The organism is Agromyces sp. NPDC058104 (genome assembly GCF_042884835.1).
In the GTDB taxonomy this organism is placed as follows: Bacteria; Actinomycetota; Actinomycetes; order Actinomycetales; family Microbacteriaceae; genus Agromyces.
On the sequence record NZ_JBHVTD010000001.1, the window covers coordinates 326065 to 352589 of the forward strand.

The window sequence follows — 26525 nt, forward strand, 5'->3', positions numbered from 1 at the left end:
CCCTTGAGCCGCAACCTAGCACCACGCGGGCCGCCCGGCCAACACCCGCGATCGGGGCGTCGCGAGCGCTCGTCACGGGGTCAGGAGACGCGGTCGGAGTCGGCGCCGCCCGCGCCCGCCTGTTCGTCGGGGAACACGCGCTTGTACTTGCGCCCGTCGGGGAGCTGCACGGTCTCGGCGCGCAGGAGCCCCCGGTTCACCCGCTGGTAGATCGCCTGCGCCGTGACGCCGAACCGCGCCGCCGCCTCGGCGACCGAGAGCCCCGGCAGCTCGGTCGGGACGCTCGAGGGCCGCTCGCGCTTGCGCTTGCGGCTCGCCTCCTGGCGCGCCGCGATCGTCTCGTCGTCGCCGGCCCAGCGGTACTTGGCCGCCGAGGCGCTGAGGCCCGCCGCCTCGGCGATCTCGTCCCAGCCGACGCCGGCGGCGACGGCGTCGCGCACGGCGGCGAGCACGGCCGGGTCGGCTTCGAGGGCGACGACGAGCGAACGGATCGCGCCGAGCCGCTCGAGCGGCGAGGCATCCGTCTCGTCGTCGGGCGCGGCCGCGTCGGCACCGAACCCGCCTGCGAGCGCATCGAGCGCGACGAGCTCGGCGAGCGCCTTCGCGCTCTCGTCGGAGAGGAACGACACGACGCCGCCCCGCTCAGCCGTTCAGCAGGCCGTTGCGCACCTCGCGGCGCAGCACCTTGCCGATGAGCGATCGCGGCAGGTCGTCGGCCGGCAGGATGCGCTTCGGCACCTTGTACGGCGTCAGGCCGTCGCGCACGAAGTCGCGGATCGACTTCTCGTCGAACTGCGCGCCCTCGGCGAGCACCACCACCGCGACGACCTCTTCGCCCGAGTGCTCGTCGGGGAGGCCGACGACCGCGGCGTCCTCGACGTCGGGGTGCGAGCGAAGCGCCTCCTCCACCTCGCTCGGCGCGACGTTGAAGCCGCCCGTGATGATGAGCTCCTTGATGCGGTCGACGATGCGCACGAAGCCCTCGTCGTCGATCGAGACGATGTCGCCCGTGCGGAACCACGGCGCTCCGCCGTCGGGGTCGGCGACGAAGACCGCCTCGGTCTCCTCGGGCTTCTGCCAGTAGCCCGAGAACACCTGCGGTCCGCGCACGATGAGCTCGCCCTCGGCGCCCGGCGCGACGTCGTTCGACGGCTGCTCGGGGTCGACGACGCGGCATTCCGTCGACGGCAGCGGCAGCCCGACGGTGCCGGCCTTGCGGTTCGGTGCGACGGGGTTCGCCATGAGCACGGGCGAGCACTCGCTGAGCCCGTAGCCCTCGACGAGGTAGCCGCCGGTCGCGGCCTCCCACGGCTCGACGACCTCGGCAGACAGGGGCATGGCCCCCGAGATCGCGATCTGGATGCCCTGGAGCGAGACGCCCTCGGCGGCGGCGGCCTTCGTCAGCCGGTCGTAGATGGGCGGCACCGCCGGCAGGAAGGTCGCGGGGTACTTCTTCACGACCTTCAGCACGAGCTCGGGGTCGAACTTCGGGAAGAGCACGAGGCGCGCGCCCATGCTCATCGCGAAGGTGAGGCAGAGCGTCAGTCCGTAGGCGTGGAACATGGGCAGCACCGCGTACACGACCGCGGTGCCCCGTGGCACGTCGGGCACCCAGGCCCGCGACTGCGCCGCGTTGACGAGCAGGTTCGCATGGGTCAGCGTCGCGCCCTTCGGGCTGCCGGTGGTGCCGCTCGTGTACTGGATGAGCGCGACATCGGCCACCGTCGGCGCGATGATGTGCGGGTCGATCGCCGCCGAGGAGGTGAGCTCCTCCCAGCGCACGGTGCCGCGCACCTTCGTCGTGAGCGCCGCGCGCGACTCGCGCGCCTTCGAGATCGGCAGGCGGAGGAGCGCCCGGGTGAGGAACGGCATCGCCCGCGTCACGTCGACCGAGACGAGGTGCGCGACCTGCACGTCCGAGGGGAACGCCTGGATGGTCTCCACGACCTTGTCCCAGGCGATCACGACGCGAGCGCCGTGGTCCTCGAACTGGTGCCGCAGCTCGCGCGGCGTGTACAGCGGGTTGTGCTCGACGACGATCGCGCCGAGCCGGAGCACCGCGTAGAACGCGACGATGTGCTGCGGGCAGTTCGGGAGCACGAGCGCGACGGGGTCGCCCTTCTGCACGCCGAGCAGCCGCAGCCCCTCGGCGACCCGCTCGATCTCGTCGCCGAGCTCGCGATAGCTCATCGTGCGCTCGAAGAACTCGAGTGCGACGTTCTCGGGGTACTGCTCGACCGAGCTGCGGATGAGGTCGTAGAGCGAACCCTCGGGCTCGTCGATGTCGTCGGGGACACCGGCCGCGTAGCTCGCGAGCCAGGGTCGGGGCGTCGTGATCGCCATCGCGGCCTAGGCCTCGCCGTTGAACATGCTCGTGACCGAGCCGTCCTCGAAGACCTCGCGGATCGCGCGGCCGAGCAGCGGCGCGATCGGCAGGATCGTGAGGCCGTCCCAGCGCTTCTCGTCGGGCAGCGGCACCGTGTCGGTCACGACGACCTGGTCGATCGCCGGATCCTGGAGGCGCTCGGTCGCGGGGTCGCTGAAGATCGGGTGCGTCGCGGCCACGATGACCTTCTCGGCGCCGTTCGCCTTCAGGGCCTGCGCGGCCTTCACGATCGTGCCGCCGGTGTCGATCATGTCGTCGACGAGGAGGCACACGCGTCCGTCGACGTTGCCGACGATCTCGTGCACGGTGACCTGGTTCGCCACCTTCGGGTCGCGGCGTTTGTGGATGATCGCGAGCGGGGCGCCGAGGTCGTCGGCCCACATGTCGGCGACGCGCACGCGGCCCATGTCGGGCGAGACCACGGTGAGCTTCGCGCGGTCGTCGGCGGAGAGGCCCTCTTCGAAGTGGCGCAGCAGCACCGGCTTCGCGAACAGGTGGTCGACCGGGCCGTCGAAGAAGCCCTGGATCTGCGCGGCGTGCAGGTCGACGCTCATGATGCGGTCGGCGCCGGCCGTCTTCAGGAGGTCGGCGACGAGGCGGGCCGAGATCGGCTCGCGGCCGCGGCCCTTCTTGTCTTGACGCGAGTACGGGAAGTACGGGGCGACGACGGTGACCCGCTTCGCCGAGGCGCGCTTCAGCGCGTCGAGCATGATGAGCAGCTCCATGAGCCACTCGTTGACGGGCGGACCGAACGACTGCACGACGAACACGTCGCAGCCGCGCACCGACACCTCGAACCGGGTGTAGATCTCGCCGCTCGCGAAGGTGCGGTGCTCGGTCGGCGCGAGCTCGGTGCCGAGCACGGCGGCGACCTGCGCTGCGAGGGCGGGATCGCTGCGACCCGAGACGACGACGAGGCGCTTCTTCGTCTTCGCCTGCAGGCCCGGTGCGATGTTGTTCTCTCGGTCGAGGTCAACGACCTTCTTCTTGCGGCCCATTGTTCGCCTTCTGCTCACTCGCCTCGTTCGGCGGAACGCGCCTCGGCGGCGACACGGGCCGCCTCCGTCCCGGGCCGGTTCGCCTCGACCCACCCCTCGATGTTGCGCTGGGGGGCGACGCTCAGGGCCAGTGCCCCGGCGGGGACGTCCTTGCGGACGATCGCGCCGGCGCCGGTCTTCGCTCCGGCACCTAGCCTAACCGGCGCCACGAGCACCGTGTGCGAGCTCGTGTGCACCTCGTCGCCGATCTCGGTGCGGTGCTTGTTGATGTCGTCGTAGTTCGCCGTGATCGTGCCCGCGCCGAGGTTGACGCCGCGACCGATCGTCGTGTCGCCGACGTACGAGAGGTGCGGCACCTTGCTGCCCGTGCCGATCTGCGAGTTCTTCGTCTCGACGAAGGCGCCGATCTTGCCGTCGGCGCCGAGCACCGTGCCGGGCCGGAGGAACGAGAACGGCCCGACCGTCGCGCCCGCGCCGATGACGGCGAGCGTGCCGTCGGTGCGCCGCACCTCGGCGTTCTCGCCGACCTCGCAGTCGACGAGCGTGGTGTCGGGGCCGACGACCGCGCCGGTCGCGATCACGGTCGCCCCCTTCAGCTGGGTGCCGGGGCGGATCGTCACGTCGGGCTCGATCTTCACGGCGAGGTCGATCCAGGTCGTCGCGGGGTCTTCGATCGTGACGCCGGCGAGCTGCCAGCCGCGGACGATGAGGGCGTTGAGCCGGGCCGCCGCCTCGGAGAGCTGGGCGCGGTCGTTGACCCCGGCCACCAGCCAGGGCTCGGCCACGGGCACGGCCTCGACCTCGGAGCCCGCCGCGCGGAGGAGGCCGATCACGTCGGTCAGGTACTTCTCGCCCTGGGCGTTCTCGGTCGTCAGGTTCGCGAGCTGGTCGCGGAGCGCGGCGGCGCCGAAGGCGTAGATGCCGGCGTTGATCTCGGCGATGGCCCGCTCCTCGGCGGTGGCGTCCTTCTGCTCGACGATGCGGTCGAAGGCGCCCGCCTCGCTGCGTACGATGCGGCCGTAGCCGCTCGGGTCGTCGTACACGGCCGAGAGCACGGAGGCCGCCGAGCCGGTGCCGCGGTGCCGTCCGAGGAACTCGGTGAGCGTGTCGGCGTCGAGCAGCGGCACGTCGCCGTTGAGGACGAGGACGTCGCCGTCGAAGCCCTCGGGGAGGGCCGCGATCGCGAGCTCGACCGCGCGACCGGTGCCGTCGATCTCGTCCTGGTCGACGAGCACGGTGCCCGGGAAGTCGGCCTCGATCGCCGCGGCGACGCGCTCGCGCTCGTGGCGCACCACGGCGAGCACGTGCGCGGCGTCGAGGGCGCGCGCCGTCGCGAGCACGTGGCCGACGATCGGCGCCCCCGCGAGCGGGTGGAGCATCTTCGGCAACGAGGACTTCATGCGGGTGCCCTGGCCTGCGGCGAGGACGATGATCGCGAGATTCTGGTCGGTCATGCGGCTTCCTGTGGTTGCGGCGGGAGGGCCATGGATGTCGGGGCTCCGCCACCAGGATTCGAACCTGGGCCTCACAGCTCCAAAGGCTGTCGTGCTGCCGTTACACCATGGCGGAACGCGCGCGGCGGCTTCCCGGCGCACGCGCCCTCAAGTCTGCCATGCCGCAAACCGCGCGCGATAATGGCGGGATGAGCGATGCCGACGAGGTCGACCGGATCGTCGACGACTGGGAGCGCGAGCGCCCCGACCTCGACTTCTCCCCGTTGCAGGTGCTGTCGCGCGTCGCCCGGCTCGCGAAGCACCTCGACCGCGCGCGGCGGCAGGCGTTCGCCCGATCCGAGCTCGAGGCGAGCGAGTTCGACGTGCTCTCGGCACTGCGTCGCGCCGGCACGCCGTACCGCCTCTCCCCCAAGGCCCTGCTGCAGCAGACCCTCGTGTCGAGCGGCACGATGACCAACCGCATCGACCGACTCGTCGAGCGCGGGCTCGTCACGCGCCAGACCGATCCGAACGACGGTCGCGGCATCCTCGTCGAGATGAGCCCCGCGGGTCTCACCCGCGTCGACGCGGCGATCACTCGGCTCGTCGACGCCGAGGCCGAGCTGCTCGCGCGACTGCCCGCGGCCGAGCAGAAGCGGCTCGCGGGCCTCCTCCGCAAGCTGAGCCTCGGCTTCGACACGCTCGGCTCGTAGCCGCCGTCGACCGTCGGGCCACCGCCGCCCGACGGCGGGGGGCGCTCGACACCCCCCCTCGACCTCCGTTGTTGATAATGATTTTCATTAACGATAGCGTGACCGCCATGACCACACGCAGCAGTCCCAACCCGTTCCGATTCGCGGCCGTCGCCGCGCCGCTCCTCGCCGTCGTCGCCCTCGCCGGGTGCGCCTCCCCCGGCGCCGCCGGCTCGGGCGACGCCGCCGCCGAGTCGAGCCCGCCCGAGGTCGAGCTCGGCGCGCCGCGCCTCGTCGTCGCGTACGACGGCGGCCTCGCCGTGCTCGAGGGCGACACCCTCGAGACCGCGGCCGAGCTCCCCCTCGACGGCTTCCTCCGGGTGAACCCCGCGGGCGACGGCCGCCACGTCGTCGTGTCGGCCGACGACGGCTTCCGCGTGGTCGACACCGGCGTCACGACCGAGGCGCACGGCGACCACGCCCACTACTACGGCGAAGCGCCCCGGCTCACCGAGGTGGTGTTCGCGGCGGAGCACCCCGGGCACGTCACGACGCACCACGGCATCACGGCGCTGTTCGCCGACGGCACCGGCGAGGTGCAGCTCGTCGAGGCCGACGACCTCGGCGACGAGGAGCCCGACGTCGAGCGCTACGCGAGCGCGGAGGCGCACCACGGCGTGGCGGTCGCCCTCGACGACGGCGCACTGCTGACCACGCTCGGCGACGACGAGTCCCGCTCGGGTGCGATCGTGCTCGACCGCGACCGCGCCGAGGTCGCCCGCAGCGAGGACTGCCCCGGCGTGCACGGCGAGACGGTCGCCGCGGGCGACGTGGTCGTGCTCGGCTGCGAGGACGGCGCGCTCGTCTACGACGGCGCGTTCACGAAGCTCGCGGCTCCGGATGCCTACGGCCGCATCGGGAACCAGGCCGGCTCCCCCGAGTCGCCGATCGTGCTCGGCGACTACAAGGTCGACCGCGACGCCGAGCTCGAGCGGCCCACGCGGGTGAGCCTCGTCGACACCGAACAGTCGACGATCCGCCTCGTCGAGCTCGGCACCAGCTACACCTTCCGCTCACTGGCGCGGGGCCCGCACGGCGAGGCGCTCGTGCTCGGCACCGACGGCGCCGTCCACGTCATCGACCCCGTGAGCGGCGCGGTCACGGCTCGCATCCCCGTGATCGACGAATGGAGCGAGCCGCTCGACTGGCAGCAGCCGCGCCCCGCGCTCGAGGTGCGGGGTCACGTGGCGTACGTCACGGACCCGTCCGACTCGAGCGTGCGGGCGCTCGACCTCGAGTCGGGCGAGATCATGGCCTCCGTCGTGCTCGACCACGTGCCGAGCGAGCTGGCCACCGTCGGCGGGTAGCGGCGCGGATGCCTCGGGGCGGGTGCGCATCGCGCACCCGCCCCGATCGGCGTCACCGCCGCAGCACCTTGCGTGCCAGCCAGTTTCCGAGGAACTGCAGCGCCTGGACGAAGATGACGATGAGGAGCAGCGCCGCCCAGGTGATCGCCGGCTCGAACTGCCGGTAGCCGTAGACGAGCGCGAAGTTGCCGAGCCCGCCGCCGCCGATGAAGCCGGCCATCGCCGTCATGTCGACGATCGCGACGACGATGAAGGTGTAGCCGAGGATGAGCGGGCCGAGGGCCTCGGGGATCACGACCGTGCGGAGGATGCGGACGGGGCCGGCGCCCATCGCGCGAGCGGCTTCGACCGCGCCGGGCGAGACCGTGATGAGGTTCTGCTCGACGATGCGCGAGATCGCGAACGACGCGGCGATCGACAGCGAGAAGATCAACGCGTCGTTGCCGATGCCGACGCCGATCACGTAGCGGGCGAGCGGCTGCACCGCGGCGAGGAAGATGATGAACGGGATCGGGCGGAAGAAGTTGATGACGACGTTGAGCACGGTGAACACCGCGCGGTTGGGCAGCAGGCTGCCGGGGCGCGTGCTGTAGAGCACCACGCCGAGCACGAGGCCGATCGCACCGCCGATGAGCAGGGTGGCCGCGACCATGTAGAGGGTCTCGTAGGCGGCGACCCAGAACTCGGAGCCCAGTTCGAACAGGCGATCCATCAGGCGGCCTCCGTCACTTCCACGCGCGCGGCGATCGAGGCGAGCGCGGCGTCGGTCGCGGCATCCTCACCCCTGATCGCGAGCGTCAGGTGGCCGAACGCACGGCCCTGGATGTCGTTGATGCCGCCGTAGACGAGCTCGAAGTCGAGGCCGGCCTGCGCGAGCTCGAGGAAGACCTGCGCCTGCGAGGCGTCGCCGTCGCGGAAGGAGATCGTGACGATGCGCCCCTCGTGGCGCTCGCGCAGCACGGCGAGCTCGGCGGGCGAGGGCACGCCCTTCACGACCGTCGCGACGAAGCGCTGCGACGAGGAGTTCTGCGGGGTGGAGAAGACATCGAACACGTCGCCGTCCTCGATCACCCGGCCCCCGTCCATGACGGCGACCTTCGTCGCGATCGACTGGATGACGTCCATCTCGTGCGTGATGACGACGATCGTCACGCCGAACTCGCGGTTGACCCGCTTGAGGAGCTCGAGCACCTCCTGCGTCGTCTCGGGGTCGAGCGCGCTCGTCGCCTCGTCGGCGAGGAGGAGCCGCGGCGAGGTCGCGAGCGCCCTCGCGATGCCGACGCGCTGCTTCTGCCCGCCCGAGAGCTGCTCGGGGTACGACTTCGCCTTGTCCGAGAGCCCGACGAACTCGAGCAGCTCGGCGACGCGCGGTGCGATCTCGGACTTCGACCAGCCCGCGACCTTCAGCGGATACGCGATGTTGCCGGCCACCGTCTTGGAGGTGAAGAGGTTGAACTGCTGGAAGATCATGCCGATGCCGAGCCTGATCTTGCGGAGCTCGCGCTCGGGCAGCCCGGTGAGCTCGCGGCCGTCGAACTCGATCGACCCCGAGCTGGCGGGCTCGAGCGCGTTGACGAGCCGCACGAGCGTCGACTTGCCGGCGCCCGAGTAGCCGATGATGCCGTAGACGTCGCCCGGCTCGATGTCGAGCGTGACGCCGTCGACCGCGACGACCTCGCGGCCGCCCTTCTCGGGCGACGGGTACGTCTTCGTGACGTTCTTCAGCGCGACGAGCGCCATGATGCCTCTCCTCCGGACTCGTGGCCCTGTGGAAACGCGCATCGGGCGGTGGGACCGGGTGGGTCGCCACCGCCCGCGCGGCGGAACGGGTGGAACGGGCGATCAGCCCTTGGCGGCCTTGGTGTCGGCCTCGACCTTGGCGAGCGACTCGGCGAGGTCGGCGACGGGCGTCACGACCGGCACGCCCGTGCCGCCCGAGGCCTCGACGAGGCCGGCCTGCACCTCGGGGTCGGTCTGGAAGATCTCGACGAGCTTCTTGTAGGTCGCATTGTCCTGGTCTTCGGCGCGGGTGGCGAAGATGTTGACGTAGGGCAGCGCGTTGGGGTCGGTCGGGTCGTCCTGCGCGATGGCGTCCTCGAAGGTGAGGCCGGCGTCGGCGACGAAGTCGTTGTTGATGACCGCGGCGGCCACGTCGGGCAGCGAGGTCGGCGTGAGCGAGGCCTCGAGGGCGGTCACCTTGACGCGCGAGGCGCTCTCGTCGACGTCCGCGAGGTCGGAGAAGATCGTGCCGCCGCTCTTCAGTTCGATGAGGCCGGCCGACTGCAGCACGAGCAGCGCGCGCGCCTGGTTCGACGGGTCGTTCGGCACCGCGACGGTCTCGCCGTCCTTGATGTCGTCGGCCGACTCGTACTTCGTCGAGTAGAGGCCGAGCGGGTAGATCGCGGTCGAGCCGATCGGGGTGAGGTCCTCACCGGCCGACACGTTGTAGTCGGCGAGGTAGACGATGTGCTGGAACTGGTTGAGGTCGAGCTCGCCCTCGGTGGTCGCGGGGTTCGGCTGGGCGTAGTCGCCGAAGTCGACGATCTCGATGGTGATGCCCTCGTCGGCCGCCGCCTCCTCGAACGCGGCCCACTGCGGGTCGCCCTTGCCGACGACGCCGATCTTCACGACCTCGCTCGCCGAGTCACCCTCGCCGCCGGCTGCCGGCGTGGCGCAGGCCGCGAGCCCGAACAGGAGGGGCGCCGCCGCGAGTGCGGCGATGAGCTTCGTGGTGCGGTGTGACATGGGTTCCCTTTCGCTTCGGGCGCCGCGGTCTGGGTGCGGATGGGCGTGGAGCAGGCATGGCTCCGCCACCGTTGATTTCGGTGGGGGCTTCGATGCCGCGATCGCGGGCGCATCTCTACGCTAGGCGAAGGTTCTTCGTCCTTTTGACCACGTGGTCACAATCGGTCACAGCTTCTGCGACGTCACCCTTCGAGATTCTCAGATACTTCGAGCCAGCGGGTCTCGAGGTCGGCGACGGATGCCTCGAGCGCACGCAGCTCGTCGCCGAGCACGCCGAGCCCCACGTAGTCGGACTGGTCGTGGCGCGCGAGCTTCTCGTGGTGCACGGCGATCTCGGCCTGCAGCTTCTCGAGCCTGCGGTCGATCGAGGCGAGCTCCTTCTCGGCGTTGCGGCGCTCGGCGCCCGAGAGCGCGGGCGTGTCGGCCACGCTCTCGGCGCGCCCCGCCGCAGTGGTCGAGGCCGGCGCCGTCGGCCCCTGCGACGAGCCGCCCGCGCTCGCGGCAGCGGCCTGCCTCGCGGCATCCGCCCCTGTACGCAGCTCGAGGTACTGCTCGATGCCGCGGGGCAGGTCGCGCAGGTGGCCGTCGATGATCGCGAGCTGGCGGTCGGTGACCCGTTCGATGAGGTAGCGGTCGTGCGAGACGACGAGAAGCGTGCCCGGCCACGAGTCGAGGAGGTCCTCGATCGCGGCGAGCATGTCGGTGTCGAGGTCGTTCGTCGGCTCGTCGAGGATGAGCACGTTCGGCTCCTGCAGCAGGATGAGCAGGAGCTGCAGCCGGCGCTTCTGGCCGCCGGAGAGGTTCTTCACCGGGGTCGAGAGCTGCGCGCTCGTGAAGCCGAGCCGCTCGAGCAGCTGCCCGGGCGTGAGCTCGACCGCCTTCGACCCCGCGCCGACGGTGTAGCTCGCCCGCTGCTCGGCGACGACGGCCGAGACCCGTTCGTCGGCCCATTCGGCGAGTTCCGCGAGCTCCTGGCTGAGGGTCGCGATGCGGACCGTCTTGCCGCGCTTCACCCGGCCCGTCGTCGGCTCGACGGCGCCCGTGACGAGGCCCAGCAGGGTCGACTTGCCCGCACCGTTCACCCCGAGGATGCCGGTGCGCTCCCCCGGCGCGATGCGCCACTCGAGCTCGTGCAGCACCGTCTTCGTTCCCGTCGCCGATTCGGCCGACGGGTACACGACGCTCACATCGAGGAGGTCGACGACGTCCTTGCCGAGTCGCGACACCGCGAGCTGCGAGAGCTCGACCGTGTTGCGCACGGGAGGCTCGTCCTCGATGAGCTGGTTCGCCGCCTCGATGCGGAACTTGGGCTTCGAGGTGCGCGCGGGAGCGCCGCGGCGCAGCCAGGCGAGCTCCTTGCGCATGAGGTTCTGGCGCTTCGCCTCGCTGGCGGCGGCCATGCGGTCGCGCTCGACGCGCTGCAGCACGTACGCCGCGTAGCCGCCCTCGAATGGCTCGACGATGCCGTCGTGCACCTCCCAGGTCGCGGTGCACACCTCGTCGAGGAACCACCGGTCGTGGGTCACGACGACGAGCGCACCCTGGCCCTGCGCCCAGCGCCCCTTCAGATGCCCGGCGAGCCAGGCGATGCCCTCGACGTCGAGGTGGTTCGTCGGCTCGTCGAGGAAGAGCACGTCCCAGTCGCCGATGAGCAGCGCCGCGAGCCCGACCCGCCTGCGCTGCCCGCCCGAGAGACTGCCGACCTGCGCATGCCACGGGACATCCGCGAGCAGCCCGCCGATGACGTCGCGCACCTTCGCGTCGCCCGCCCAGACGTGCTCGTCGATGCCGCCGACGACGGCCTCGGCGACCGTCACGCCGGGGTCGACGACATCGGCCTGGTCGAGCATGCCGATGCGGATGCCGCGGCGCTGGGTGACCCGCCCGCCGTCGGGCTCGAGGCGGCCGGCGAGGAGCTTCATGAGCGTCGACTTGCCGTCGCCGTTGCGGCCGACGACGCCGACGCGATCGCCCTCGTCGATGCCGAGGGTCACCTCGTCGAAGACGGTGCGCGTCGGGAACTCGAGATGCAGGCGCTCAGCGCCGAGGAGATGTGCCATGTCCTGTCGAGCCTAGTCGCCGCCGCGGCCGGCCCTTCATCCGGGCGACGGCCGACCAGAACAGCATCCGTGCGACCGCGAGCGGCCCGTACCGCACGCCGTCGGCGTAGGGCCGCTCGCCGCGGAGCACGGCGTCGGCCCCGCCGTCGACGAAGAGGATCTGCCCGGTCGTGAACGCGCTCGCCGGCGTGAGCAGCCACGCGATCTGCTCGGCGACCGGTTCGACGGGGCCCGGCATCCCGAGCGGCTGCGGCAGCGCCGTGGCGACCACCTTCGCCTGCTCCTCGCTCGCGAGCACGGTCGACATCGCCGTCTCGGTCGCGACGATGCCCGGCGCGACCGCGTTCAGCAGGATGCCCCGCCCCGCCCATTCGTCGTCGCCCGCGTGCCGACGCACCCAGCGATTGAGCGCGATCTTCGTCGACCGGTAGATCGCACCGCCCCGCCCGGCCGCGACGAGACGGTCGGCGACCCCGATCGCGCCCGGCTCGTCACCGCGGAGCAGCGTCTCGACGAGCGCATCGTCGCCGGCCGAGAGCGCCGATGCCGAGGACACCGCGACGACGCGCGGTGCGGCCGAGGCCGCCAGCAGCGGACGGAGCCCCTCGAGCACGGCGATCGTGCCGAAGTAGTTCACCCGCACCGAGAGCGCCGACGGGACGCCGACGCCGGCGACGAGCGCGAGCCCGTCGACCCCGTCGGGAGCGAGCGCCCGCACCGCGTCGACGAGCAGGGCGCGCCCGTCGGGCCGCGCGAGATCGGCGTGCACCTCGGCCTCGTCGCCGAGCCCGCATCGGATGACGCGCGCGCCGCGCTCGGTGAGCAACTCGGCGACTCGGGCGCCGATGCCGCTGTCGGCACCGGTCACCACGTAGACCCGGTCGGAATGAGTTGTCGATCGCATCGAGTCAGTATTGCATTAATGCACTTCTGCATCCATGCATAATTGCAGGGTTCCTCTACACTCGAAGGATGACCACTCGAGGAGCGGACGACCGAGCTGCAGCGCAGTCCGCGGCGAACGAGACGGCCTCGCGCGAGCCCGGGCGGCGGGAGCGGAAGCGACGGACGACCCGTGACGCGATCGTCGCCGCGGCCACCCGGCTGTTCGTCGCCCGCGGGTTCGCCGAGACCACGATCGCCGAGATCGCCGCCGCTGCCGACGTCGCCCCCCGCACCTTCTTCCTGCACTTCGCATCGAAGGAGGACGTGCTCTTCCACCACCTCGAGCACGCCTTCGAACTCGCCGCCGACGCCGTCCGAGCCCTTCCCGACGACGACGACGCGTGGGCGGCCGTGCAGCAGGCCGTCGGCGTGCTCGTCGAGACGCTCGGCACGCCGGGCACCGATGCGCTCGCCCCGCTCAGGGCGGAGCTCGCCCGGCGGGCCGGCGGGATCCCCCCGTCGCTCGCCGTGCGCCTGCACACGACGCAGGCCCGCATCCTCGACGCGGTCCGCGGGCGATACGGTGCCAGCGCGATCGACGCGGCGCACCTCGGCGCCTGCCTCGGCGCGGTCAGCGCGAGCGCCGTCGACGCGCTCACGGGCGGCGCGACGACGGCCGTCGGCACCGACGCCCGCGACGACGCCCGCGCCGCGATGCGGGACGCGCTCGCGCGCGCCGGGGAGGGGTTCCGCCACGGCTGAGCGATGATCGCCGGCGGCGCGAGCGACGGCCGCGCCGCCGCAGCCCCGCTGAGGCTCAGCCGCGCAGGACGCGCGCGCCGTGCACCGCGCCGTGCACGTGCAGGGCGTTGAGGCGGGCGGCCGACAACGCCACCTGCAGCTCGATCGCCGAGTCGGCATCGTCGACGAGGAACGCGACCGTCGGACCCGAGCCGGACACGAGGCCGGCGAGGGCCCCGTTCGCCTCGCCGAGCTCGAGGATGCCGCCGAGTCCGGGCGCGAGCCCGAGCGCCGCCGCCTGGAGGTCGTTGTGCAGGGCGCCCGCGAGCATCCGCGCGTCGCCCGCGCGGAGCGCCTGGAGGACCTCGGCGTCGACGACGGTCGCGTCGGTGCCCGGATCGAGCTCGGGGTGCTCCTGACGGCGACGGTCGAGCTCGCGGTACACCCCGGGCGTCGACAGCCCGAACTCGGCGACCGCCAGCACCCAGTGGAACGACCCCGTCGCGAGCGCGGGGCTCAGCCGATCGCCCCGGCCGGTGCCGATCGCGGTGCCGCCGCTGAGCGCGAAGGGCACGTCGGCGCCGAGCTTCGCGGCGAGCGCGTGCAGCTCCTCCTTCGAGAGGCCGGTGCCCCAGAGCGCGTCGCACGCCACGAGGGTCGCCGCGGCATCCGCCGAGCCGCCGCCCATGCCGCCCGCGATGGGCACGTGCTTCTCGATCTCGAGGCGCACGCCGCCGGGGACCCCCGCGGTGCGGGCGAGCAGCTTCGCCGCCTTGATGGCGAGGTTCGAGCCGTCGACCGGCAGGCCCGAGACGTCGACGCTGCCGCCGAACGAGACGCTGAACTCGTCGTCGGGCCAGGCGCGCACGTCCTCGTAGAGCGACACCGCCTGGTACGCGGTCGCGACGTCGTGGTAGCCGTCGGGCTGCACCGCGCCGACTCGCATGAAGAGGTTGATCTTGCCGGGCGCCCGAACGTGCACTGCCTCGTCGGCCCAGGCGATCGTCATGCCACCACGCTACCCGACGCCTCGGTCGCCCCTGCGATTCATCCGAGCTCGGCGAGCCACTCGCGCATGCGGGCCTTCACCTCGGCGAGGCGCTCGCCGTCGGGCATGCGCCCCCAGGTCAGCCCGATCGATGCCCGCCCGCCGGGCCGCTCGCTCGAGGAGGCGAGCACGAACTCGCCCCCGGCGAGCGGGAACCTCGCGGTCGGATGCTTCGCAGTGAGGTTGAGTGCGAGGGGCGGCGTGCCGAGCGCCGCCTCGACGACCGCGGCGAGCGCGCGCAGCGCCGCCGTCTTCTCGAGGTCGACGGATCGGGTCACGCTCGCCTCGAAGCTGCCGTCCTGCCGCTGCCCCGGCCTGCGGATGCCGCGCGCCTGCTCGTACGCGACGGTCACGTTCTGCGCCCACCACGGGTCGACGCCGTGCTCGGCGAAGAGCCACGTCGCGACCGCCTTGTGCGTCCAGCCGTCGGCCGCCGCCCCTGCCTCGTCGAGGCGGGCGAACCACGCCTCGCGGGGCTGCCCCGTCGCCGCCGCGACGGCGTCGTCGCCGACCCCGTCGGTGTTCGATCCCACGGTCTCACTCGCCATGGGGCCACGCTACCCCGCCCCGACGGCGCGGAGACGAACGATTCCCGGGCGCGCGCGGCGAGTCGAAGGAGGATTCCCTCGGCACGCCGGCGGATTCCCGCATCGGCGCCGGATCGTCCTGCGACTCGCCACCCCGTGCAGGGTGCGGGCTTCGCCTGCGGGCTACTTCCGCGCCGCCCTGGCGATGCGCAGGAAGTCGTCGGCCACGAGCTGCTCGCCGCGCGCCTGCGGGTCGACGCCCGCCGACTCGAGCACGGCAGCGGCCTCGGCCGAGCTGCCGCCGAGCACGCCCGAGAGCGACTGGCGGAGCATCTTGCGGCGCTGCTGGAACGCCGCGTCGACGAGCGCGAAGGTCGCGACGCGCTCGGCCTCGGAGCCGGGCGCCTCCGAGCGCTCGAAGCCGACGAGCACCGAGTCGACGTTCGGCACGGGCCAGAACACCATGCGCGACACCTGGCCCGCGGTGCGCCAGCGCCCGTACCAGGCGGCCTTCACGCTCGGCGCGCCGTACACCTTCGAACCCGGCTCGGCCGCGAGGCGGTAGCCGACCTCGGCCTGCACCATGACGATGCCCGACCGCAGCGAGTCGAAGTGCTCGAGCAGGTGCAGCAGCACCGGCACCGAGATGTTGTACGGCAGGTTGGCGACGAGCCGCACCGGCGCGCCGGGCAGCTCCGTCACCCGCATCGCGTCCTCCGTGACGACGGTCAGCGACGTGCCCGGCTGCATGATGCCGGCGGTGTGCGGCAGCTGCGCGGCGAGCCGCTTGTCGATCTCGACGGCGATCACCTCGGCGCCGGCCTCGAGCAGGCCGAGCGTCAGCGAGCCGAGCCCGGGCCCGATCTCGAGCACGGTCTCGCCGCGCTCGACGCCCGCGGTCTGCACGATGCGGCGCACCGTGTTGCCGTCGTGCACGAAGTTCTGGCCGAGCTTCTTCGTCGGGGTCACCCCGAGCAGCTCGGCGAGGTCGCGGATCTCGGCCGGACCGAGCAGGCGCGGCTGCGCGGCGGGGCCGTCGCTCTCGGCCTCGTGGCGGTGCGCGTTCACGCCCCCTCGCCCCTCGTCGTCGCCCCCTGCACGGGGTCATCCTCCCACGAGCCGTACACGGCGAGCGTGTTCGACGCGAGCTCGGCGCAGAACTCGTCGAGCGGCGCGCCCAGGGTCTCGGCCATGAACCGCACCGTGTGCGGCACGAGGTACGGCGCGTTCGGCCGACCGCGCAGCGGCACCGGGGTGAGGTAGGGCGCGTCGGTCTCGACGAGGATGCGCTCGCGAGGCAGCACCCGCAGGGCCTCGCGCAGGTTCTCGGCGTTCTTGAACGTCACATTGCCGGCGAACGAGCAGTACCAGCCCTCGTCGGCCGCGATGCGCGCGAGCTCCTCGCCGCCCGAGAAGCAGTGGAACACGGTGCGCTCGGGAGCGCCGACCCGGCGCAGCGTCGCGACGACGTCGTCGTGGGCGTCGCGGTCGTGGATCTGCATCGCGACGCCGCGCCGCTTCGCGATGTCGATGTGGGCCTCGAAGGCGCGGAACTGCGCGGGCCGCCCCTCGGCACCCGTGCGGAAGAAGTCGAGTCCCGTCTCGCCGACGGCGCGCACCCGCGGCTGCGCGGCGAGCTCGTCGATCACGGCGATCGCCGCGTCGAGCGAGCCGGATGCCTCGAGCTCGGGCGCCTCGTTGGGATGCAGCGCGACCGCGGCGAGCAGCCGCGGCTCGCGCGCGGCGACCTCGGCCGACCACCGGCTGGTGGCGACGTCGGTACCGACCTGCACGGCGCCCGCGACGCCGACCGCCGCCGCCCGCTCGAGGTGCTCGTGCACGTCGAGCAGCGTGTCGGGGCGCCCGGGAGGCGCCTCGTCGGAGGGCTCGAGATGCGTGTGGTTGTCGTAGACCGGGATCGGCAGCGGTTCGGGCAGCGCCGGGTAGCCCTGCCCGGTGCTCGTCGACGACGCCACCTGCTACTCCGCGACCTCGACGCGGGGGAAGAGCGCCTCGAGCGGCGCGACGCGCTCGCCGAGCTCGGCCTCGTTCGCGCGATCGATACGGGCGTCCTGCACGGAGCCGGGGGCGCCGAGCGCCGTCCAGAGCTTCGCCGCGGCGACGGGCGTCACGGGCGACAGCAGCACGGCGAGGGTGCCGAGGCCGCGGTAGGCGGTCGCGAGCACCGTCTCGAGCCGCTCGCGGTTGGCCGGGTCCTTCGCGAGGGCCCACGGCTCTTCCGCCGTGAGGTAGCCGTTGAGCGCGTCGACCAGCTCCCATGCGGCGGCGATCGCCTCGTGGATCGCGATGCGGTCGACGGCCTGCCACGAGGCCTCGGTCGCGCGACGCTCGACCGACGCGATCTCGATGTCGGCGGGCTCGAGCGCGCCCGCGGTCGGCACGACGCCGTCGCAGTAGCGGGTGATCATCGCGATGACGCGCGAGGCGAGGTTGCCGAAGCCGTTCGCGAGCTCGGCCTGGTAGCGGGCCGCCAGGTCCTCCCAGGAGAACGAGCCGTCCTGGCCGAACGCGATCGCGCGCATGAAGTAGTAGCGGAACGCGTCGGAGCCGAACGTCGAGGTGATCTGCTCGGGCGCGATGCCGGTGAGCTTCGACTTCGACATCTTCTCGCCGCCGACGAGCAGCCAGCCGTGGCCGAACACGCCCCTCGGCACCTCGAGGCCCGCGGCCATCAGCATGGCGGGCCAGATCACCGCGTGGAAGCGGAGGATGTCCTTGCCGACGATGTGCTGCGCGGGCCATCGGCGCGCGAACTCCTCGTCGTCCTGGCCGTAGCCGACCGCGGTGATGTAGTTGAGCAGCGCGTCGAACCAGACGTAGACGACGTGGGTCTCGTCCCACGGCACCTTGACGCCCCAGTCGAACGTCGAGCGCGAGATCGAGAGGTCGGTGAGGCCCGAGCGCACCCAGCCGAGCACCTCGTTGCGCGCCGACTCGGGCTGCACGAAGTCGGGGCGCTCCTCGTAGAGCGCGAGCAGGCGCTCGGCGAACGCCGAGGTGCGGAAGAAGTAGTTCTTCTCGTGCAGCAGTTCGACGGGCTTCGAGTGGATCGCGCAGACGAGCTGGCCCTCGTACTCGCCGGTGCCCGGCACGAGGTCGGACTCCTGCTTGTACTCCTCGCAGCCGACGCAGTAGTAGCCCTCGTACTCGCCCGTGTAGATGTGTCCGTCGTCGTAGAGCTTCTGCAGGAACTTCTGCACGTTCGCCTCGTGACGCGCGTCGGTCGTGCGGATGAAGTCGTCGTTGGCGATGTCGACGGTCTCGAGCAGCGGGATCCAGGCGTCGGCGACGAGCTTGTCGGCCCATTCCTGCGGGGTGACGCCGTTCGCCGTCGCGGTGCGGAGGATCTTCTGGCCGTGCTCGTCCGTACCCGTGAGCATCCACGTGTCGTCACCGGCCTGCCGGTGCCAGCGTGCGAGCACGTCGGCGGCGACCTCGGTGTAGGCGTGCCCGATGTGAGGCACGTCGTTGACGTAGAAAATGGGCGTGGTGATGTAGAACGAGGAGGCTTCGGCCATGCGCTCAATCTTATGGGCGAGCGGATGGCCTCGCGTCCCTGTTACCCGCGCTGCGCCTCCTCCTCGGCACGGCGCTCGCGGCGCCGCCGGCGCACGCTGCCGTCGCCGATCGCGGGCGGCACTGCCTCGGACACCTCGAGGTGCTCGTGCGGGGTCGGCACTCCGAGCGTCACGTCCTGCTCCTTGATCGCGGGCTCGCGCACCCGCTGCCCCGGGTACTCCACCACGCGGAAGCCGAGCACGATCTTGCCCGGGGCGTCGCGCCGGTCGAGCGACCGGTACGCCTCGGCGACCTCGCCGAGCGGGAACACGTCGGCGATGGGGAGCCGGACGCGGCGCGCCGAGACGAGCGCGGCCACGCGCCCGAGGGCGACGACGTCGCCGGCGCCGAGCGCGACGGCGTCGCTCGCCTCGACCGCCGCCTGGTCGAGCACGGTGAGGATGCGCGAGCGCGGCACGCCGAGCGCGAGCGCGGCCGCGGTCTCGCCGCCGAGGAAGTCGAGGAACGCGGTCACGGGGCGGGCGTGGTCGGTCGCCTCGACGATCGCGGTGACGCGCTCGGCGAGGCCCGGACCGTACGCCGTCGGGATCACCCCGAACTGGCGCAGGAAGTCGAACCGCTCCTCGGCGGTCGTGCCGATGACCGTCGCGCCGCGGATCCTCGCGAACTGGGCGGCGAGGCAGCCGACGCCGCCCGCTGCGGCCGTGACGACGATCGTGTCGCTCGGCCCCAGTGCGAGCCCCTCGACGGCGTTCCACGCCGTGGTGCCGGCGAAGTGGAGTGAGCCGGCGACCTCCCAGGAGAGCCCCGGGGGCTTCGGCAGCAACTGCCGCTCGGGCACGACCACATGGCTCGCCTGCGCACCGCGCGCGACGAAGCCCATGACCTCGTCGCCGCGAGCGAAGCGGGCGACGCCCGGTCCGGCCGCGATCACGACGCCGGCGAGGTCGCTGCCCTGGCCGGCCGGCAGCTCGACGGGCCATCGATCGGGGTGCTCCCCCCGCCTCGCGGCGCTGTCGGCGGGGTTGAGGCCGGCGGCGAAGACCTCGACGAGGACCTCGCCGGGCCCGGGCTCGGGCACCGGCACCTCGTCGACCCGCAGCACCTCGGGCCCGCCGTACTCGGCGAATCGGACGGCGTGGGCGCCGCCCCCGTGCGTTCCGTGCGTGGCATCCATCTCGCACCTCCCATGTCGGGCGATGCACCCATTCTCCCCCGTTCGGGGGGTGGCCGACAGGGGTTGCGCCGACCGTCCCGTCTGTCGCAGGATGCTTCGCCCGCGGCCGCGCGGCCGTCGGGACTACTCGACGGGCCGCTGGCGGTGCGCGAGCGCGGCCTCGTAGAGGTCGCGCTTGCCGAGGCCCGTCTCGGCGGCGACGAGCGCGGCCGCGTCCTTCAGGCGGGTTCCTGAAGCGGCGAGCCCGAGCACCCGCTCGAGCGCGCCCTCGGGATCGACCGCGGTCTCGCCCGCGCCGCCGACCACGATCACGATCTCGCCGCGCACCCCCGCAGCGGCCCACTCGGCGAGCTCGCCGAGGCCGCCGCGACGCACCTCCTCGTGGAGCTTCGTGAGCTCGCGGCACACTGCGGCCGGCCGCTCCGCGCCGAACGCCTCGGCGAGCGCCTCGAGGCTCGAGGCGAGCCGCGAGGGGCCTTCGAAGAAGACGAGCGTCCGCCGGTCGCCGGCGAGCTCGGCGAGCCGCCGGGAACGCTCGCCGGCCTTGCGCGGCAGGAACCCCTCGAACGCGAAGCGGTCGGTCGGCAGGCCGGAGACCGCGAGCGCGGTCACCACCGCCGAGGGCCCGGGGATCACCGTGACGAGGACTCCCGCGGCGGCCGCGGCGGCGACGAGCGGGAAGCCGGGGTCGGACACCGTCGGCATGCCGGCATCGCTCAGCACGAGCAGGTCGTGCTCGCGAGCGAGCTCGACGAGCTCATCGGCCTTCTGCCGCTCGTTGTGCTCGTGCAGCGCGATGAGGCGGGGGCGGTTCGCGATGCCGAGCGCGGCGATGAGCCGCTGCGTCACGCGGGTGTCCTCCGAGGCGATCACCGTCGCGGCCTCGAGCGCCTCCCTCAGCCTCGTCGAGGCGTCCCCGAGATTGCCGATGGGCGTCGCCGCGAGGATGATCATGCCCTCAAGTCTGTCCTAGTGTTGGGCGCATGAGTGTCGACGCGTCGGTGGAGCCCACGGGTTCCCGGCTCGACGACTGGTGGTCGCGGCAGATGTCGACGCCGGCCCGCCGCCGGCTCTGGTACTGGGGCGGCCCGATCCTCGTCACCCTCATCGCGGCCGCGCTGCGCTTCTGGAACCTCGGGCATCCGCAGCAGATCGTCTTCGACGAGACGTACTACGTGAAGGACGCGTGGACCCTCCTCCACAACGGCTACGAGTCGCGATGGCCCGAGGGCGCCGACGCCGACTTCGCGGCGGGCGACGCGAACCTCTACCTCGACGATCCCTCGTACGTCGTGCACCCGCCGCTCGGCAAGTGGATGATCGGGCTCGGCATGGCCGCCTTCGGCGCAGGCGACGCGTTCTGGTGGCGCGCGACGACGGCGCTCGCCGGCACGATCGCCGTCTTCCTGATCACGCTCATCGGCCGGCGCCTCTTCGCCTCGACCGCCCTCGCGGTCACCGCGGGACTCCTCTTCGCGGTCGACGGCAACGCGATCGTGATGTCCCGGGTCGCGCTCCTCGACAACTGGGTCATGCTCTTCGCGCTGCTCGGCTTCGGGTTCGTGCTGCTCGATCGCGCACATGCCGAGCGCGCGCTCGACGCCCGGCTCGCCGAGGCCTGGGCGTCGGGCCGCGACCCGCACTACGGCCCGGCGCTGTGGGGCCGCCCCTGGGTGGTCGCTGCAGGCGCGGCCTTCGGCGCGGCGGCCGCCGTGAAGTGGTCGGGGCTCTGGTTCCTCGCGGCGTTCGGCATCTACCTCGTCGTGGTCGACATCGTCGCGAGACGACGGGCGCGCGTGCCCTTCTGGCTCACCGGCGGGCTGCTGAAGCAGGGGCCGGTGACGTTCGTGCTCCTGGTGCCCGTGGCCGCGGTCGTCTACCTCGCCTCGTGGACCGGCTGGCTCACGACCGACGGCGGCTACTACCGCCATTGGGCGGAGGAGGCCGGCAACGCGGCGACCGGCCTGTTCGCGTGGGTGCCGAGCTCGCTGCAGAGCCTCTGGCACTACCACGTGTCGGCGTACGACTACCACGTCGGCGTGCACAGCGAGCATCCGTGGCAGTCGAACCCGCTGACCTGGCTCCTCATGATCCGGCCCACGAACATGTACTACTCCGACGACGACGCGAACGGGCTCGTCTCGTCGATCATCGGCGTGGGCAATCCGATCATCTGGTGGGCCGCCGCCGCGGCATCCCTCTATCTCGTCTACCGGCTCGCGCAGTATCGCGAATGGCAGGCGGGCCTGATCCTCGTGGGCCTCGCCGCCGGCTACCTCCCGTGGCTCGGCTACCTCGGCCGCACGGTGTTCCAGTTCTACTCGATCGCCTTCGAGCCGTACCTCGTGCTCGCCCTCGTGTTCGTGCTCGGCATGATCGCGGGCCGGCCCGCGGACGAGCGCTGGAAGCGCACGCGGGGGCTCGCGGTCGTCGCGGTGTTCCTCGGCGTCGTCCTGCTCGTCTCGGCGTTCTACCTGCCCATCTGGACGGGGATGCCGATCACGCCGACCCTGCGGCAGCTGCACTTCTGGCTGCCGAGCTGGGGCTGATCGGATTCACGCCCGTTGCGCGACGAGCCGCAGCTCGAGCTGGTCGAGCACGAGGTCGAGCCCGTAGCCGAACTCGTCGCCGTAGTCGTAGTCGTGCCCGAGCACCATCTGCTCGAGCATCTCGGCGAGGTGGGGGTACTCCTCGACGGGCAGCTCGAGACCTTCGGCGAAGGCCTCGGCGCCCACGTCGGGCGTGAACGGCAGGTTGAGCTCGGTGAGCACGAAGCCGTAGATGTACGCGTCGAGCGCCGAGAAGGCATGGGCGGCGAGCGCGAGGTCGAAGCCGTCGTGCCGCAGCACGCCGAGCACGCGGTCGTGGTGCCGCATGACGGCCGGTCCGGGATTCGAGCGCGACTCGAGGAGGCCGAGCGCCCAGGAGTGCTGCTTGAGCACGGCGCGCATGGTGTCGGCGCGCGAGGTCATCGCGGTGCGCCACGGCGTGCCGACCTCGAGCAGCGGGATCTCGTCGAACGCCGCGTCGGCGAGGAGATCGAGCAGCTCCTCCTTGCCGGAGACGTGATGGTAGAGCGACATCGCCTCGGCGCCGAGCGCCTTGGCGACGCTGCGCATGCTGACGGCGGCGAGGCCGCCGTCGTCGGCGACCTGGATGGCTGCGGCGATGATGCGCTCGCGGCTGAGCGGGGTGCGCTGGGCCATTCCGACTCCGTCCTCGGCCGATGCTTGCGTCCTTACGACTGTAAGGCTATCGTGATCCGCACAGAGACTTACACGTGTAAGGGAGCAGCATGCGCGCAGGAGTGGTCGAACGATACGGGCCGCCGTCGGTCGTGCGGATCGAAGCGGTTCCCGACCCGGTCGCGGGCCGCGGCGAAGCGCTCGTCCGGGTCGTGGCGGCGACCGTCAACTCGGGCGACGCGCGCATCCGCGGCGCCCGCTTCCCGCGCGGCTTCGCACTGCCGGGCAAGCTCGCCCTCGGGGTGAAGGGCCCCCGGGCGCGAGTGCTCGGCGTGGTCTTCGCGGGCGTCGTCGAGGCGTTCGGTTCGGATGCCGCGGGCGGCGCCCCGCACGCGGGCGGCACCGGCGCCGTGGCATCCGGATTCGCCGTCGGCGACCGCGTCTGCGGCATGACCGGCGCACGCATGGGGTCGCACGCCGAGCTCGTCGGGGTCGCGACCTCACGGCTCGCGCGCATCCCCGACGGGGTGTCGTTCGACGACGCGGCCGGGGTGATCTTCGGCGGCACGACCGCGCTGTTCTTCCTCCGCGACAAGGCCGCAGTGAAGCCCGGCGAGCATGTGCTCGTCGTCGGCGCCTCGGGTGCGGTCGGCACGAGCGCCGTGCAGCTCGCGAAGCACTTCGGCGCACGGGTGACCGCGGTCACGAGTGCGCGCAACGCCGAGCTCGTCACGGCGCTCGGGGCCGACTCGGTCGTCGACTACCGGGCGACCCCGCTCGAGTCGCTCGCGTCACGCGGCGAGCGCTTCGACGTCGTGTTCGACACGGTCGGCGCGCTCAGCCCGGCGACCGGGCGACCGCTCCTCGCCGAGGGCGGGCGGCTGCTGCTGGCCGTCGCGAGCCTCGGCGAGATCATCACCGCCCACGGCGCCGTGAAGACGGGCACCGCGACCGAACGAGCCGACGACATCGCGACGCTGCTCGGCCTCGTCGCCTCGGGCACCCTCCGCGTCGTCATCGACGAGACGATGCCGCTCGACCGCCTCGCCGAAGCGCACGCGCGCGTCGACTCGGCTCGTAAGGTCGGCAACCTCGTGCTGCATCCGCAGGAGGGCGCGGGCGCGGGCGCCGGCTCGGCCGAGAAGGCCGCCTGAGCATGGACCCGACCCGCGTCATCCTCGCCGGCGGCTGGATCTCGCTCATGCTCGTCTACTTGCTCGGCGACGTGCTGCGCATCTTCTCGGGCGATGCCGAGCCGGGCAAGATCGCCGACAAGGCGGCCGCGAGCTGGATGTGGCTGCTGGCGGCGCTCATCATGCTCGTGCCGATCGTCATGATCACGGTCTCGCTCATGGTGCCCGCGACGCCGCTCAAGTGGATCACCGTGATCGTGTCGGCCGCGCTCGTGGTGTTCAACCTGTCGGGCCTGCCCTACAAGGGCCTCTACGACAACGTGCTCATCATCGTGAGCTTCTGCTTCAACGCGCTCGTCATCTGGGTGGCGCTCGCCTGGCAGCCCGAAGCGGAGCGGTGATCCGGCGGCACCCGAGTGCCGCAGGCGCAGCGCCACCAGGTCGCCTCGGGTCACTCCACGGCCGGGATCGCAATGACGAGGTTGCCGCCCTTGTGGCCGCCGTCGACGATGCGATGCGCCTCGACCACGTCATCGAGCGCGAGCACCCGGTCGACGACCGGCCTGATCGCCTCCGCGGCGGCCAGCTCACCGACGAGCGCGAGGTCGGCCGCCTTCTCGGCGAGCGGGTGGAGCCCCGTGAACAGGTTCGCCGCCCGTTGCCCCGAGTCGGTCGACCTCGCCCGTCGTGTGCGCAGGAGCACCGGCAGCGACGGGACCGTCGAGAGGTAGATGCCGTCGGCGGTGAGCACGCGGCGGCATTCGCGGAACGAGCGCGTGCCGACGGCATCGAACACCACGTCGTAGCGCTCCCCCGTCGTCACGATGTCCTCACGTGTGTAGTCGACGACCCGGTCGGCCCCGAGCGAGCGCACGAGATCGAGGTGCGCCGGCCCGCAGACGCCGACGACCTCGGCACCGAGATGCTTCGCGAACTGCACCGCCGCGGAGCCGACGGCGCCCGAGGCCCCGTTCACGAGCACGCGGTCGCCCCGACGCACGCGGCCGCCGTCGCGCAGGAACGGGATCGCCGTGAGGAACCCGTCGACGATCGCGACGGCATCGACCGGATCCCACCCGGCGGGAACGTGCGCGACGAGCCCGCCCTCGGCGATGCGCACGAACTCGGCATGCGCTCCGGGCTGGGGCCCGAGGGCGCCGTGCACGCGGTCGCCCGGCGCGAACCGCCGAACGGAGGACCCGACGCGCTCGACCACGCCGGCGAACTCGAAGCCGAGGACCGCGTGGCGCGGGCGCATCAGCCCGAAGTAGAGCCGCGCGAAGGCCGGGCGACCGCTGCGCGCCGCAGCGTCGGTCGGTCCGATCGTCGTCGCCTCGACCCGCACGAGCAGCTCGTCGTCGTGGATCTCGGGATCGCGCACCTCGCGGAGGGCCACGACCTCGGGCCCGCCGTACCGCTCGACGACCGCCGCCCTCATCGCTCCGCCTCCTCGGGGTAGCCGAACACCTCGTCGAGGCCCACGCCGAAGACCCGGGCGATCTGGAAGGCCATCTCGAGCGACGGCGAGTAGCGCCCCTGCTCGATGGCGATGACGGTCTGACGGGTCACGCCCAGTCGTCGAGCGAGCTCGGCCTGGGTCATCTCGCCCTGCCGGAATCGGAGCGCACGCACCTCGTTCGTGACCCGCGTCGGCTTCACCATGCGGGCACCCCCCTGCGGTAGGCGATGAGCCTGGCGACGCTCGATACGATCGCCGACAGCACGAAGCACAGGTAGACGACGTTCGCGATCCAGAACCACTCGGTCTCGAGCATCGCGAGCACGAGGGCGCCGAGCGCGCCGGCCACCACCAACCAGTTGCCGATGCGATCGCCGAAGCGGTCGATGTCGCGGTCGCGCACGTCACCCCTGGTGCTGTCGCTCGGCACGACGACCTCGACGACGATGCGCAGCACGATGGCGGCGAGGATCGCCCCGCCGATCGTCCAGAGCATGGCCGGCACGTAGTCGACCTCGCCCACGGCGGCACCGCCGGCGAACTGGGGCACGACCAGCGACAGGTACACGGCGTAGCCGACGACGGCGATCACCAGGTACTGCCAGGTGCCCTTCTCCTCGTACGACATGGCCGGACCCCCTCGCTCGATGTCAAGAATGCTTGACATCCAGTGTCAAGCGAAACAGACACGATGTCAAGCATTCTTTACACGCTGAGCGCCTAGTGCCCGGCACCGCCGTCGACGAACTTCAGGCCGACGACGCAGCCGACGAGCCCCATGAGCAAGGCGATCTTCACCCACGAGACATCCGAGTCGCCCGTGATCATCGACCAGATGACCGTGAGCGCCGCGCCGATGCCGACCCAGACCGCGTACGCGGTGCCGATCGAGATGTCGCGCATCGCCCACGCGAGCCCGCCCATCGAGAGCACGATCGCGACGCCGAAGACGACCGACGGCCAGAGCTTCGTGAAGCCCTCGGACTTGCCGAGGGCGGTGGCCCAGACGGCCTCGAGCACACCGGACGCGATGAGGATGACCCACGCCATGACTGTTCACTCCTTGAGCCAGTCGTCATGTCCGGGTACTGGGTGCCCTCGTCCGGTGGCCGCATCTCGCGACCTGTGAACAGGCTAGCAAGCGGGGCT

General features: G+C 72.1%; 27 protein-coding genes and 1 tRNA gene. 6 read left to right on the top strand and 22 right to left on the bottom strand.

Annotated elements, in window-relative coordinates; genetic code table 11:
- Positions 1-80 precede the first annotated feature (80 nt).
- The 5 genes from ACFVTH_RS01510 to ACFVTH_RS01530 all read right to left on the bottom strand — a co-directional run bounded on the left by ACFVTH_RS01510 (position 81) and on the right by ACFVTH_RS01530 (position 4953).
- The gene (locus tag ACFVTH_RS01510) at positions 81-629 is read right to left on the bottom strand and encodes a hypothetical protein (protein WP_387086010.1); all 549 of its coding nucleotides are present in this window, start codon (positions 627-629) and stop codon (positions 81-83) included.
- A 13-nt stretch (positions 630-642) separates the two neighbouring features.
- Positions 643-2343 carry a long-chain-fatty-acid--CoA ligase gene (locus tag ACFVTH_RS01515; RefSeq protein ID WP_387086012.1) on the bottom strand — a complete coding sequence of 567 codons (1701 nt, stop codon included), beginning with the start codon at positions 2341-2343 and terminating at the stop codon, positions 643-645.
- Positions 2344-2349: 6 nt separating this feature from the next.
- Complete coding sequence (locus tag ACFVTH_RS01520; RefSeq protein ID WP_386940118.1) at positions 2350-3384, bottom strand: ribose-phosphate diphosphokinase; 1035 nt, start codon at positions 3382-3384, stop codon at positions 2350-2352.
- Between the two features lie 14 nt (positions 3385-3398).
- The gene (gene glmU / locus ACFVTH_RS01525; RefSeq protein WP_387086015.1) at positions 3399-4838 is read right to left on the bottom strand and encodes a bifunctional UDP-N-acetylglucosamine diphosphorylase/glucosamine-1-phosphate N-acetyltransferase GlmU; all 1440 of its coding nucleotides are present in this window, start codon (positions 4836-4838) and stop codon (positions 3399-3401) included.
- Between the two features lie 43 nt (positions 4839-4881).
- Positions 4882-4953: transfer RNA gene (locus ACFVTH_RS01530), tRNA-Gln, on the bottom strand.
- 73 nt (positions 4954-5026) lie between these two features.
- Here ACFVTH_RS01530 and ACFVTH_RS01535 point away from each other — a divergent pair.
- Positions 5027-5530 (top strand): MarR family winged helix-turn-helix transcriptional regulator, encoded by a 504-nt coding sequence (locus ACFVTH_RS01535; RefSeq protein WP_386940115.1) that lies wholly within the window; start codon positions 5027-5029, stop codon positions 5528-5530.
- Between the two features lie 107 nt (positions 5531-5637).
- On the top strand, positions 5638-6876 hold the full coding sequence (gene aztD, locus ACFVTH_RS01540) for a zinc metallochaperone AztD (RefSeq protein ID WP_387086018.1): 1239 nt from the start codon (positions 5638-5640) through the stop codon (positions 6874-6876).
- 52 nt (positions 6877-6928) lie between these two features.
- Here aztD and ACFVTH_RS01545 read toward each other — a convergent pair whose 3' ends face one another.
- The 5 genes from ACFVTH_RS01545 to ACFVTH_RS01565 form a co-directional block, all read right to left on the bottom strand.
- Complete coding sequence (locus ACFVTH_RS01545; protein WP_387086021.1) at positions 6929-7588, bottom strand: methionine ABC transporter permease; 660 nt, start codon at positions 7586-7588, stop codon at positions 6929-6931.
- Entirely contained in the window at positions 7588-8616 is a 1029-nt protein-coding gene (locus ACFVTH_RS01550; RefSeq protein WP_387086025.1) for a methionine ABC transporter ATP-binding protein, read from the bottom strand. The genes ACFVTH_RS01545 and ACFVTH_RS01550 overlap by 1 nt, the downstream gene beginning before the upstream one ends.
- 102 nt (positions 8617-8718) lie before the next feature.
- On the bottom strand, positions 8719-9621 hold the full coding sequence (locus ACFVTH_RS01555; RefSeq protein WP_387086028.1) for a MetQ/NlpA family ABC transporter substrate-binding protein: 903 nt from the start codon (positions 9619-9621) through the stop codon (positions 8719-8721).
- A gap of 182 nt (positions 9622-9803) precedes the next feature.
- Positions 9804-11681, bottom strand: coding sequence for an ABC-F family ATP-binding cassette domain-containing protein (locus ACFVTH_RS01560; protein WP_387086031.1), 1878 nt, complete (start codon positions 11679-11681; stop codon positions 9804-9806).
- A complete protein-coding gene (locus ACFVTH_RS01565) occupies positions 11659-12585 on the bottom strand; it encodes an SDR family oxidoreductase (RefSeq protein ID WP_387086034.1) in 927 nt (308 codons plus the stop codon). Before ACFVTH_RS01565 ends, ACFVTH_RS01560 begins: the two co-directional genes overlap by 23 nt.
- Before the next feature lie 68 nt (positions 12586-12653).
- Here ACFVTH_RS01565 and ACFVTH_RS01570 point away from each other — a divergent pair, with 68 nt between their 5' ends.
- A complete protein-coding gene (locus ACFVTH_RS01570) occupies positions 12654-13328 on the top strand; it encodes a TetR/AcrR family transcriptional regulator (protein WP_387086037.1) in 675 nt (224 codons plus the stop codon).
- A 55-nt stretch (positions 13329-13383) separates the two neighbouring features.
- Here the strand turns inward: ACFVTH_RS01570 and ACFVTH_RS01575 are convergent, their stop codons facing one another.
- From ACFVTH_RS01575 to rsmI, 7 genes are all read right to left on the bottom strand, one after another.
- Positions 13384-14316 carry a 4-(cytidine 5'-diphospho)-2-C-methyl-D-erythritol kinase gene (locus ACFVTH_RS01575; RefSeq protein ID WP_387086040.1) on the bottom strand — a complete coding sequence of 311 codons (933 nt, stop codon included), beginning with the start codon at positions 14314-14316 and terminating at the stop codon, positions 13384-13386.
- A 38-nt stretch (positions 14317-14354) separates the two neighbouring features.
- Positions 14355-14903, bottom strand: coding sequence for a hypothetical protein (locus ACFVTH_RS01580; RefSeq protein ID WP_387086043.1), 549 nt, complete (start codon positions 14901-14903; stop codon positions 14355-14357).
- A gap of 162 nt (positions 14904-15065) precedes the next feature.
- Positions 15066-15950 (bottom strand): 16S rRNA (adenine(1518)-N(6)/adenine(1519)-N(6))-dimethyltransferase RsmA, encoded by an 885-nt coding sequence (gene rsmA / locus ACFVTH_RS01585; protein WP_387086046.1) that lies wholly within the window; start codon positions 15948-15950, stop codon positions 15066-15068.
- A complete protein-coding gene (locus ACFVTH_RS01590) occupies positions 15947-16858 on the bottom strand; it encodes a TatD family hydrolase (RefSeq protein WP_387086050.1) in 912 nt (303 codons plus the stop codon). Before ACFVTH_RS01590 ends, rsmA begins: the two co-directional genes overlap by 4 nt.
- Before the next feature lie 3 nt (positions 16859-16861).
- On the bottom strand, positions 16862-18421 hold the full coding sequence (metG, locus tag ACFVTH_RS01595) for a methionine--tRNA ligase (protein ID WP_387086053.1): 1560 nt from the start codon (positions 18419-18421) through the stop codon (positions 16862-16864).
- Between the two features lie 41 nt (positions 18422-18462).
- A complete protein-coding gene (locus ACFVTH_RS01600) occupies positions 18463-19599 on the bottom strand; it encodes an NADP-dependent oxidoreductase (RefSeq protein WP_387086056.1) in 1137 nt (378 codons plus the stop codon).
- A 123-nt stretch (positions 19600-19722) separates the two neighbouring features.
- The gene (gene rsmI / locus ACFVTH_RS01605; protein WP_387086060.1) at positions 19723-20553 is read right to left on the bottom strand and encodes a 16S rRNA (cytidine(1402)-2'-O)-methyltransferase; all 831 of its coding nucleotides are present in this window, start codon (positions 20551-20553) and stop codon (positions 19723-19725) included.
- 29 nt (positions 20554-20582) lie between these two features.
- Here rsmI and ACFVTH_RS01610 point away from each other — a divergent pair, with 29 nt between their 5' ends.
- The gene (locus tag ACFVTH_RS01610) at positions 20583-22148 is read left to right on the top strand and encodes a dolichyl-phosphate-mannose--protein mannosyltransferase (protein ID WP_387086063.1); all 1566 of its coding nucleotides are present in this window, start codon (positions 20583-20585) and stop codon (positions 22146-22148) included.
- A 6-nt stretch (positions 22149-22154) separates the two neighbouring features.
- Here the strand turns inward: ACFVTH_RS01610 and ACFVTH_RS01615 are convergent, their stop codons facing one another.
- Complete coding sequence (locus ACFVTH_RS01615) at positions 22155-22805, bottom strand: TetR/AcrR family transcriptional regulator (RefSeq protein ID WP_387086066.1); 651 nt, start codon at positions 22803-22805, stop codon at positions 22155-22157.
- An 89-nt stretch (positions 22806-22894) separates the two neighbouring features.
- Here ACFVTH_RS01615 and ACFVTH_RS01620 point away from each other — a divergent pair, with 89 nt between their 5' ends.
- Positions 22895-23938 (top strand): NAD(P)-dependent alcohol dehydrogenase, encoded by a 1044-nt coding sequence (locus ACFVTH_RS01620; protein WP_387086069.1) that lies wholly within the window; start codon positions 22895-22897, stop codon positions 23936-23938.
- Positions 23939-23940: 2 nt separating this feature from the next.
- Positions 23941-24318: a hypothetical protein gene (locus tag ACFVTH_RS01625; protein ID WP_387086072.1), complete on the top strand. Its 378-nt coding sequence runs from the start codon at positions 23941-23943 to the stop codon at positions 24316-24318.
- 50 nt (positions 24319-24368) lie between these two features.
- Here ACFVTH_RS01625 and ACFVTH_RS01630 read toward each other — a convergent pair whose 3' ends face one another.
- The 4 genes from ACFVTH_RS01630 to ACFVTH_RS01645 form a co-directional block, all read right to left on the bottom strand.
- Positions 24369-25355, bottom strand: coding sequence for an NAD(P)-dependent alcohol dehydrogenase (locus tag ACFVTH_RS01630; protein ID WP_387086075.1), 987 nt, complete (start codon positions 25353-25355; stop codon positions 24369-24371).
- Positions 25352-25579 carry a helix-turn-helix transcriptional regulator gene (locus ACFVTH_RS01635; RefSeq protein WP_387086078.1) on the bottom strand — a complete coding sequence of 76 codons (228 nt, stop codon included), beginning with the start codon at positions 25577-25579 and terminating at the stop codon, positions 25352-25354. Before ACFVTH_RS01635 ends, ACFVTH_RS01630 begins: the two co-directional genes overlap by 4 nt.
- Positions 25573-26004, bottom strand: coding sequence for a hypothetical protein (locus ACFVTH_RS01640; RefSeq protein ID WP_387086081.1), 432 nt, complete (start codon positions 26002-26004; stop codon positions 25573-25575). The genes ACFVTH_RS01635 and ACFVTH_RS01640 overlap by 7 nt, the downstream gene beginning before the upstream one ends.
- 92 nt (positions 26005-26096) lie before the next feature.
- The gene (locus ACFVTH_RS01645; RefSeq protein ID WP_387086084.1) at positions 26097-26426 is read right to left on the bottom strand and encodes a DMT family transporter; all 330 of its coding nucleotides are present in this window, start codon (positions 26424-26426) and stop codon (positions 26097-26099) included.
- Positions 26427-26525: the final 99 nt, after the last annotated feature.